The sequence below is a fragment of the Candidatus Dormiibacterota bacterium genome (genome assembly GCA_036495095.1).
Lineage (GTDB): Bacteria > Chloroflexota > Dormibacteria > Aeolococcales > Aeolococcaceae > CF-96.
The window spans coordinates 1-9,705 of record DASXNK010000139.1 but is presented as its reverse complement, the minus strand read 5'-3'; the positions used below and the strand labels follow the sequence as shown (position 1 = coordinate 9,705).

Annotated in this window: 8 protein-coding genes; all 8 read right to left on the bottom strand. The window is 76.7% G+C overall.

Annotation, left to right across the window (positions count from 1 at the left end; translation table 11 throughout):
- The coding region (locus tag VGL20_14325) for an acyl-CoA dehydrogenase family protein (GenBank protein ID HEY2704858.1) at nucleotides 1-873 on the bottom strand (873 nt) is incomplete at its 3' end.
- Between the two features lie 57 nt (nucleotides 874-930).
- A complete protein-coding gene (locus tag VGL20_14320; GenBank protein ID HEY2704857.1) occupies nucleotides 931-1,593 on the bottom strand; it encodes a hypothetical protein in 663 nt (220 codons plus the stop codon).
- A gap of 111 nt (nucleotides 1,594-1,704) precedes the next feature.
- A complete protein-coding gene (locus VGL20_14315; GenBank protein HEY2704856.1) occupies nucleotides 1,705-2,781 on the bottom strand; it encodes an IPTL-CTERM sorting domain-containing protein in 1,077 nt (358 codons plus the stop codon).
- A gap of 291 nt (nucleotides 2,782-3,072) precedes the next feature.
- Nucleotides 3,073-4,584, bottom strand: coding sequence for a hypothetical protein (locus VGL20_14310; protein HEY2704855.1), 1,512 nt, complete (start codon nucleotides 4,582-4,584; stop codon nucleotides 3,073-3,075).
- Between the two features lie 261 nt (nucleotides 4,585-4,845).
- Nucleotides 4,846-6,105, bottom strand: coding sequence for a hypothetical protein (locus VGL20_14305; protein ID HEY2704854.1), 1,260 nt, complete (start codon nucleotides 6,103-6,105; stop codon nucleotides 4,846-4,848).
- Between the two features lie 311 nt (nucleotides 6,106-6,416).
- Entirely contained in the window at nucleotides 6,417-7,397 is a 981-nt protein-coding gene (locus tag VGL20_14300; protein HEY2704853.1) for an NADPH:quinone oxidoreductase family protein, read from the bottom strand.
- Nucleotides 7,398-7,408: 11 nt separating this feature from the next.
- Entirely contained in the window at nucleotides 7,409-8,599 is a 1,191-nt protein-coding gene (locus tag VGL20_14295) for an acetyl-CoA acetyltransferase (GenBank protein ID HEY2704852.1), read from the bottom strand.
- Nucleotides 8,596-9,705, bottom strand: a 1,110-nt coding sequence (locus VGL20_14290; GenBank protein ID HEY2704851.1) for an OB-fold domain-containing protein, incomplete at its 5' end; no start/stop codon positions are given. The genes VGL20_14295 and VGL20_14290, both read right to left, overlap by 4 nt.

Here is a 9,705-nt window from a genome sequence, read left to right as displayed (position 1 = left end):
CGGCTTGCCGAAGGCGACCCGGCCACGCACCCGCTCGCACATCAGGTCGAAGGCCCGCTCGGCCATGCCGATCGACCGCATGCAGTGGTGGATGCGCCCGGGACCGAGCCGCGCCTGGGCGATGGCGAAGCCGCTGCCCTCGTCACCGAGGCGGTTGGTCACGGGCACGCGCACGTCGTCGTACCTGACCTCGCAGTGGCCGTGGCCCTCGTCGAAGCCGAGCACCGGCAGGGTGCGCACCACCCTGACCCCGGGGGTCTCGACGGGCACCAGCACCATGGTCTGCTGCTGGTGGGGGTCGGCCTCCGGGTCGGTCTTGCCCATGAAGACGATCACCCGGCAGCGGGGATCGGCGATGCCGCTGGTCCACCACTTGTGGCCGTTGACGACGTACTCGTCGCCGTCGCGCCGGATGCTGCTGCGGATGTTGGTGGCGTCGCTGCTGGCCACCTCCGGCTCGGTCATCGAGAAGCAGGAGCGGATCTCGCCGTCGAGCAGCGGACGCAGCCAGCGCTCCTGCTGCTCGGGGGTGCCGAACTGGGCGAGGATCTCCATGTTGCCGGTGTCCGGCGCCTGGCAGTTCAGCGCCTCCGGTGCGATGAAGGGGCTGCGCCCGGTGATCTCAGCGAGCGGCGCGTACTCGAGGTTGGTGAGCCCCGCGCCCCATCGCGGGTCGGGCAGGAAGAGGTTCCAGAGGCCGCGCCGGCGGGCCTCCGCCGTCAGTTCCCCCATCACGGGCGGGCTGACGTGGGGGTCGCCCTGGGCCTCGACCTGCTCGCGGAACACCGCCTCGGCGGGATGGATGTGGCTCTGCATGAAGTCGAGGAGCCTGGAGCGCAGCTCCTCGACCCGGGCGGTGTAGGCGAAGTCCATGGTCAGGATGGTAGCGGGGACGCCCGCCCCCTCCGCCCCACCGCGGCCGCGCCCCGGTCAGGCCGGACGGCGCCGGTCGCGGAGCTCGGTGACGGTGATGAAGGCGGCCGCCAGGGCCACGCCGAGGAGCGCTGTCGGTCCGGCTCCTCCGCCACCGCCGCGCCCGCCCGTGGAGGGGCCCGCGGCGCTCGAGGCCACCGTCGCCGCGGGGACGGCGGTGGGCGGCGACAGCGGTCCTGGCGTCGCCTGCGCCGTCGAGGTCGACAGCGCCATCGGCGTGGGGTACGGCGAGTAGGGGGCGATCACCCCGCCCGGGGAGACGATCCGGGGCACCGGCGGGGGCGTGCCCACCGGCACCACGATGAAGGTGGGCAGGCTGTACCGGGGAATCGACGGCACCAGCGCGGTGATGTCGTGCGCGTGCGGGGCGGAGGCCGCGGGGGTGGGCGTCGCCGCCGCCGATGGGGCGGGGCTGGGAACATCGGTCGCCGCCGGTGCCGGAGCCGGGGTGGCAGGCACCGGGGTGGTCGCGGCCGGGGTGTGCAGCGGGGCCGCGGTGGAGGCGGTGGTCGGGCGTGGGGTCGGCGAGGCGTGCCCCGTGGCCGTCTGCGACGCCGCTGCGGCGCGGACCTCACCAGGTCCCGTCGCCGTCAGCGCCGCCAGCCCGCACGCGCCTGCGAGCAGCGCCAGGGACGGCCTGGCTCCCGGCAGCAGTCTCATCGAATCCCTTCCTTGGCCTGACCCGCGGGCGTGGGAGGCGCACTCCCTGGTCTCACAACGGCGCCGGGCCGGCGTTCTTGTGATCGGGGCCCGGGCCGCGACCGCCCGCGATCACCGCTCCGCGTGATCACGGCCGCGGCGGCCGGCGCTGCCGTTACCGCCGCCGGCGCCTGCCCCGACGGGCGCCGGATCCGCGGCGGCCACCCTGACCGTCTCCGTCAGCGGACGCGGGCTCACGGTGGAGCGGCCGGCGCCACCCGGAGGCGGGGTCCTCCTCCCCTGGCCGCGGACGAGCAGCACCAGGCAGATGACGATGACCAGCGCGAGCGCGCCGATCACGATGGCATGCACCACCGGCGGGAGGCCGACGCCGGTGACCGGCGCGGGAGAGATGGTCACCGCGGCCCGGCCGGCGGGGTCGAGGGTCACCGACGCCCCGGTCGCGAGCGGGGTGACCCAGCTGGCACCGCCGCCGCCGCCGCCGCCGCCGGCGCCGCGGAGCCCGGCGCCGCCACCGCCCCCGCCGAACCAGCCGCCGCCGCCACCGCCGCCGTTGCCGGAGCCCACCCTGGCGAGGGCACCGGCGCCACCGGCGCTGTACCCGCCACCGAAGCCGCCGGGGTTGCCGCCCGAGCCGGCCACGTCGGCGAGGCCGCCACGGCCCCCACCGCCACCGCCGTCGGCCGCGGCGCCCGCCCCTCCGGTGTCCGCGGCCCCGCCCACGCCGCCGCCACCGGCCGGGACCGTGCCGGCCCCGCCGCCACCGCCGCCGCCGCCGGCGACCACCAGGCGCGACGACTGTGTCCCCGGAGAGCCGGGGAGGATGGCGCGCACGTCGGAGGACGCCCCCCCGCCGCCGCCGCTGTAGGCGAGCGTCGAGGAGCTGCCCGGCCCCCCCACGTCGATGACCAGGGTGGTCCCCGCGGTCACCGGGACGTCGGCGGTCACCACCGCGCCCTGGCCACCCGCGGCCCCTCCCCCGCCGCGGCCACCCGATCCCCCGGCCACGGTCACGTGGACGCTGGTCACTCGGGCGGGGACGGTGAAGCGCTGGCCACCTCCCGGGTGGGTGAACGTCGTCGAGGCGGGACCGGCGGCGGCGATGCCGGGGACGAGGCCGGGAGCGGCACGGCCCACCATGGCTCCGAGCAGCGCGGTCGCGGGGACCACGAGCACGAGCAGACCCACCGCGGACCGTCGATTCATCCGGCGCATGCGCTCCGTCCCCCAGCGTCCCGCCGAGGTCGCCCGCCCCCGTCGGAGGCCGGCTCGGGCGCCGCACCCGGTGGGCAGGGCGGCCGGGGTGGCGGGTCCCCGGTCCAGTGTGTCAACGGAGTCACCGTCGCCGGTCTTGCGGCGGCCGCGGGAACCCGGAGCACGAAGAAGGGCCCCGGGTCACGCCCCGGGGCCCCCTTTCCCCCCGACTCCGTCGGGGCACCGGAGGGGTGGCCACGGTGGCCACCCCCCGGGTCACGACGACTAGCTGTTGTTGATCGTCTTCGCAGTGCTGGTCTGCTTCTGCTTCTGCGTCTGGGTGTTGGTCTGCTTGGAGGTCTGCGCGTTGTTGTTGCTCGCCGGAGCGCCCGGGGCGCCCTCGGCGCCGGCGCCGCCGGTCGCGACCGCGTTGCCGACGTTCGAGCCACCGTCGCCGCTCGGGGCGCCGGTCGCCGTGGCGGTGCCGCCCGCGCCACCGTTGCCGCTGGAGTTGCCGCCGGTCGCCGGAGCCCCGTTGTTGGTGCCCGCAGCGCCGTTGCCCTGGCCCGCGTTGGCCGTGGCGGGAGCGCCGAAGTTGGTGCCCGCCGCGCCCGCGCCGCCGCTGGCGTCGCCGCCGGCCGCCGGAGCGCCGTTGGCCGCCGCCCCGTTGCCCTGGCCGCCGGTGTTGGTGCCGCCCGCGGAGCTGCCGCCCACCGCGGGGCTGCTGGTGCTGGTGCCGGCGGCGCCGGCGCCGCCGGTGCCGGTGCCACCGGCCGTGAGACCGCCGGTCCCCGGCGCGCCGTTGGCGTCGCCGCCGGTGTTGCTGCCGCCGGCCGCCGTGCCGCCGGAGTTGCTGGAAGCGCCCGAGGCCGCCGGACCCGAGGTGTTCGCCGCCGCCGCGCCGCCCGCGGCGCCGCTGTTGGTGCAGCTGGCGCCGGCGCCGCCGGTGCCGCCGCCGCCGTTGTTGCCGACACCGTTGCCGTCGCCGGTCGCACCGGGCGAGTTGCCGCCGCCGAGGCCGTTGCCGCTGCCGTTGTTGTCGCCGGTGCCGTTGGCGTTGCCGTTGCCGTTGCCGGAGCCGGCGCCGCCGTTGGCGGACCCGCCGGAGCCGCCGGTGCAGGACCCGGTGTCCGAGTTGCCGCCGTTGGCACCGGTGGCCGCTCCGCTGGTGGCCGCGCCGCTGGTGGAGGAGCCGGTGGCCCCGCCGGTCGCGTCCGCGCTGCCGGTGGAACCGCCGTTGCCGGTCACCGAGGTGCCGTTGGCGTCGCCCGAGGCGCCGCCCGTGGCACCGCCGCCGGCCCCACCCGCGGCCGGGCCGCTGGTCGAGGCGGCGTTGCCGCCGTTGGTGCTGTTGGCGTCGCCGGTGGCGCCGCCCGTGCCCGCGCCGCCGTTGCCGGTGACGGTGGCGGCGCTGGAGTTGCCGCCATTGCCGCCCGCGCCGCCGCCGGCGTTGCCGTTGGTGGTGCTGGCGCTGGCGGCGCCGCCCACGCCGGCGCCGCCGGTCGGGTTGCCCTGCGCGAAGGTGGCGCTGGAGTTGCCGCCGGTGCCCGCTCCGCCGGCGCCCGCGGTGGCCGCGGCGCTGCCGCCGTTGCCGGTGTTGCTGTTGCCGCTGCCGCCGGTGGCCGCGGAGTTGCCGCCGTTGCCGCCGTTGCCGCCGTTGCCGCCGACCGGGCTGCCCTGGGTGACCTTCTGCTTCTGCTTGTTGGTCTGCTTCTGCTTCTGGGTCTGCTTCTGCTTGTTGTGGCCGCTGCTTGCCTTCGCAGAGGCGGTGACACCGCTGCCGATTCCGCCGATCACGATCGCACCCGCGACGCCGATGGTCGCGACGTAGCGAGTGATCCGAAGCCGAGTTCCGTTCACCTGACTGTTCCCCTTCTGTTGATGGTGAGCCGCTGTGGGCTCGGTTCTGCTTCCCCAGTTGTGCGCGTTGCCGCGCGAGTGCCCAACGGTTGGGCCGAATGGCGTTCCTCCGTGAGCGCCCCGCCCTAGGGCCCCGCCGTCTCCGGCGGGGCCCAGGACTTGGACTGGCAATGTGTCGATCCGCCCAGCGCGCCGGGCTCAGTGGTGCTTCTTGTTCGCCTTCTGCTGAGCCTTCTTGATGGCGCTGTGGCTGGGCGGGTTGCCGGCGTACACGACGATGCCCGCGGCGCATCCGGAGCCGGCATTGCCGGTGAACCCCGAGGCGGACGAGCTCACGCTCGAGCCGGTGACGGACACGCCGCCGGCGCCACCACCGCCGCCGGCGCAGCCGCTGCCCCTGCTCCCCTGGACGACCTTCCCGCCCTTGGGACCGCTGCCGCTGATGATGAGCACGCCCCCGTTGCAGCCGGAGCCGCCGCCGCCGCCGCTGCCGGCACCGCCCGCGAGCGCCCCGGCGGTCCCGTTGCCAGCGCCGCCGTTGCCGCCGCCGCCCGCGCTCGACGTGGTGCCGCCGCCGCTGCCACCGGTGGCGCCGCCGCCGCTGCCGGTGGCGGCGCCGCCGCTGCCGGCGTTGCCGTTGACGTCGCCGCCGGTGGCCACCGCGGTGCCGCCGGCGCCGCCGCTGCCGCCGTTGCAGCCGATGCCGCCGTTGGCGGTCGGACTGCCCTTGTAGTTCTTGGCGTGGGTGGCGATCACCAGCGGGCCGTTGCATCCGCCGCCGCCGTTGCCGGCGTTGCCGCCGGCGCCCGCGACCGCGGCGGCGGTGGAGTTGCCGCCGCCTCCGGCGCCGCCGCCTCCGCCGGTCGAGGTGTTGGCGCCGCCGGTGCCGGAGCCGGGGCCGGTGCTGGAGCCGCCGGTGCCGGTGGCCGCCCCTCCGTCGCCGGCATTGCCGTTGACGCTGCCCCCGGTGGACAGCGCGGCGCCGCCGGCGCCGCCGGCGCCGCCGTTGCAGCCCGAGCCGCCGGTGGCGCTCAGCACCGTCGTCCTGCTGCTCGCGTAGTTGAGCACGAGCACGCTGCCGTTGCAGCCGTCACCGCCGTTGCCACCGTTGCCGCCGTTGCCCGCGACCGCGACCGAGGTGCCGTTGCCGCCGCCGCCGCTGCCGCCGCTGCCAGCGGTGGACACGTTGCTGCCACCGCTGCCACCAACGCTCGAGCCCCCGGTACCGGTGGCGCTGCCGCCGTTGCCACCGTTGCCGTTGCCGCTGCCGCCGGTGGCCATCGCCGAGCCACCGGCGCTGCCGTCACCGCCGTTGCATCCGCTGAGCAGCGCGGTGCCGGTGGTGCTGCTCGGTGCCGCCGCCGACGCCCCGTACAGGGTTGCCAGGCTCGCCAGAAGGGCAGCCTGCACCTTCGGCGCCAGCAGCATCTTGAGGCTGCCGATCTCCAGGATGTTCATCAGTCCCAGTCCTTCCAGTCCGCTGCACGACATCGGCCCAGCAAGTCCAACCGGGCCTGACGGTGCGGTTTGCGGCCTCTCTGGCCACATCCCTCACGGCGACTTCAACGAGAGCCGTTCACAAGTCTTGCAGTGCGCGCCGGCGTGAATTCTGGGACCGTGCCGACGCTTCTGGTCTTTGCGAAGGTTCGTTGCGGACGTGGCCTGCGTGGCGATCATCGCCTTTGTCGCGGGCTGCCGAACGGCGCCCGTCGCGACTGCAGTCCTCGTCGCCGTCGGGAGCTTCGTGGGGAGTGTGGGGTTCGCCCGACTCAGCGGACGACGACGATCTTCCCCAGCGCCCGCCGCTCGGCGAGCATCGTGATCCCCAGGGGGGCCTCCTCGAAGCTGAGCTCGGCACCGATCAGGGGATCGATGAGCCCCTCGCGGTGGAGGTCGACGAGGTGCTCGTGGATGTCGGGGACGACGTGGGGGAGCAGCCGCCGGTAGAGGCCCCAGTGGACCCCGACCACCGCGTAGTTCTTGACCAGGACGTGGCCGGCGGGGACCTCGGGGATGCGCCCGCCGGTGAAGCCGATCACCAGGATCCGCCCCTCGAAGGCGACGCAGCGGCGGGAGCGGTCGAAGACGTCGCCGCCCACCGGGTCGTAGACGACGTCGGCGCCGCGGCCCCGGGTCACCTCCTTCACCACCTCGACGAAGTCGGCGGCGGTGTTGTCGACGGTGACGTCGGCGCCGAGCCGGCGGCAGGCCTCGGCGCGCTCGGCGCCGGTCGCGGTGGCGATCACCCGCGCCCCGGCGGCGCAGCCCAGCTGGATCGCCGCCGAGCCCACCCCGCCGGCGCCGCCGTGGACGAGCAGGTTCTCGCCGGGGCGCAGCTGGGCGCGGCGGTGGAGGGCGAGGTAGCCGGTCTGGTAGGTGATCAGCATCGCCGCCGCGGTGAGCGAGGACATGCCGTCGGGGAGTGGCAGCACGTCGGCGGCGGCGACGCAGACCTGCTCGGCGAGGCCGCCGCGGGGAGGGCTGGCGACCGCCACCACCCGCTGGCCGGCGGTGAGCCGCGACCCGGCGCCGGTCGCCACCACCCGGCCGGCGACCTCGAGCCCGGGGGTGAAGGGCAGCGGCGGCCGCTCCTGGTACTGGCCGCGCAGCAGGAGCACGTCGGGGAAGTTGAGCCCGGCGGCCTCGACCTCGATCAGCACCTCGCCGGGGCCGGGCTTCGGGACCTCGACCTCGTCGAGGTGGAGGACGTCGGCGGCCTCGCCGAGCTCGTGGGCCCGCCAGGCACGCATGGTCGGCCTCATCACGCCGCCTCCAGGACCATGACGCAGCTGACGATGCCGGGGCCGCCGAGGGTGTGGCAGAGGCCGCGGCGCGCCCCCTCGACCTGGCGCTCGCCGGCGCGACCGAGCAGCTGGTCGACGATGTCCGCGACCATCCGCACCCCGGTGGCGCCGATCGGGTGGCCGCAGGCCTTCAGCCCGCCGCTGGTGTTGACGGGGATGTCACCGCCGATGCGGGTGCGCCCCTCGGCCGCCATCCGGCCACCCTGGCCGCGACCGCAGAGCCCGAGGTCCTCGTAGTTGACCAGCTCGGTGATCGTGAAGCAGTCGTGGCACTCGGCGACGTCGAGGTCGCGGGCCGGCTGCTCGATCCCTGCCTGGGCGTACGCCTGGGCGGCGGCGGCGCGGGTGGCGGGGAAGCCGAGGAAGTCGGAGTCGGGGTCGAACTGGGTGGTGAAGTAGCCGCCGTGCGTGGCCAGCCCCATCCCGGTGAGCAGCGCATAGGGACGGCCCAGCCGCTCCGCGCCCTCGCGCGACATCAGCACCGCGGCGGCGGCGCCGTCGGTGGTGGGGCAGCAGTCGTAGAGGCCGAGCGGCGAGGCCACCATCGGCGCCCGCGCCCACTGCTCCTCGGTGATCGGCTTCCGGAAGTGGGCGCGCGGGTTGCGCGCCCCGTTGTGGTGATTCTTGAGCGCGACGGCGGCGAGCACCTCACGGTCGTAGCCGTGCTCCGCGAGGTAGCGCGTCGCCAGCAGCGCGAACTGGCCCGGGGCGGTGCGCCCCTTGGCGAGCAGCGGGTGGGTCTCGAGGATGTGCCGGGCGAGCAGCGAGCCCCGGGCGGGGACGTCACGCATCTTCTCGGCGCCCACCACCAGCGCGGTGTCGTACATCCCCGACGCGATCGCGAGCGCGCCGGCGCGCACCGCCTCCATCCCGGTGGTGCAGTAGTTGGCCACCCGGGTGGCGGGGATGCCGCGCAGCCCGAGCGGCTCGCTGAGGTCGGTGCCGGCGTCGCCCGCGAGCGCGCTCACCCCCGGGGTGGCGGTGCCCAGCCAGGCGGCCTCGACCTGCTCGCGGCCGATCCCGGCGTCGTCGAGGGCGGCGAGCCCCGCCTCACATACAAGCTGGTGATAGCCGCGGTCGAAGAGCTCGCCGAAGCGGGTCTCGCCGACCCCGACCACCGCCACCTCACGCGCCAGCCTCCCGCTCACCCCGGGTCCTGCGTGGGCAGCAGCTTCCAGAAGTAGTGGACGATCCCGCCGCCCTCGTGGAGGCGGCGGAGCACCAGCCGCACCGGCAGCCCGGCGCGGACCCCGCCGGGGGCGGGCCCCGCCATCTGGCCGAAGAAGCGACCGCCGCCGTCCATCTCGGCGACCGCCATCACCGTCGGCGGCTCGGGGCTGGGGAAGACGTGGTCCTCGGTCCAGGTCACCACGGTGCCGCGCCGGCTCAGCCGCCGGTCGACCAGCTCGCGGCCGCCGCAGACGGTGCAGAGGGGCCGGCGGGGGTAGGCGAACCAGCCGCAGGAGGGGCACTCGCTCCCCCGCAGGCGGAGCTCGTCGCCGCCCTCGCGCCAGAGCAGCGCCGCCGAGGTGTAGGGGCTGAGCGGCTCGGCGCCGATCCGGCCGCGCAGCCGCAGGAAGCGCGTGTAGGAGGGGATCTCCTCGCCGCGCGGGTTGGCGAGCCCGCTGCCGCCGGCGGCGCGCCAGGCCTCGACGCCGGCGCCAACGCGCCAGACGAGCACGTCGGCACCGCCACCGGCCGAGGCCACCTGGGCGATCAGGTCGCCGGGGGCGGCGCCGTCGAGGGCGGCGGCGAGCGCGACCCAGGATGAGGCGCTGCCGGAGTCGCCGGCGGCCTCGAGGGCGCGCGCCGACCCGCCGAGCGCGCCCGGCGGCACCCCGGCGGCCTCGGCCGCCTGGGCGAGCAGCCGCTGCTCGGCGCCGCCGGCGGCGAGGGCGGCGATCGCCCCCGGCTCCACCCCCGCCTCCGCGCAGGCGCGCACCAGGGCGGCGCGCACCCCCGGGCCGAGGGTGAGGCGGGGCGCGAAGGCGGCGTCGGCGCGGCGGACGTCCTCCTCCCCCGCCGGGCGCCAGGCGTCGGGGAGGTCGCCGGCCACCGAGGCGGTGCCGAGCAGATCGGCGAGGTCGCCATCCGCGGACGGTCCCAGCCGGGCGGCGGCGCCGGCGTCGCCGAGCAGCGGCTCGAGGTCGCTCCCGGGCTCGGCGTCGCGGCGGTCGGCGGCGGCCACCAGCACGTCGGTGCCGCGGGCGCGCACCCGGTCGGCGGCGATCAGCGCGGCGGCGGCGCCGCTGCG

Coding starts and splice junctions, on each gene's coding strand:
- VGL20_14320 (HEY2704857.1), bottom strand. CDS start 1,593: ATGAGACTGCTGCCGGGAGCCAGGCCGTCCCTGGCGCTGCTCGCAGGC.
- VGL20_14305 (HEY2704854.1), bottom strand. CDS start 6,105: ATGAACATCCTGGAGATCGGCAGCCTCAAGATGCTGCTGGCGCCGAAG.
- VGL20_14300 (HEY2704853.1), bottom strand. CDS start 7,397: ATGCGTGCCTGGCGGGCCCACGAGCTCGGCGAGGCCGCCGACGTCCTC.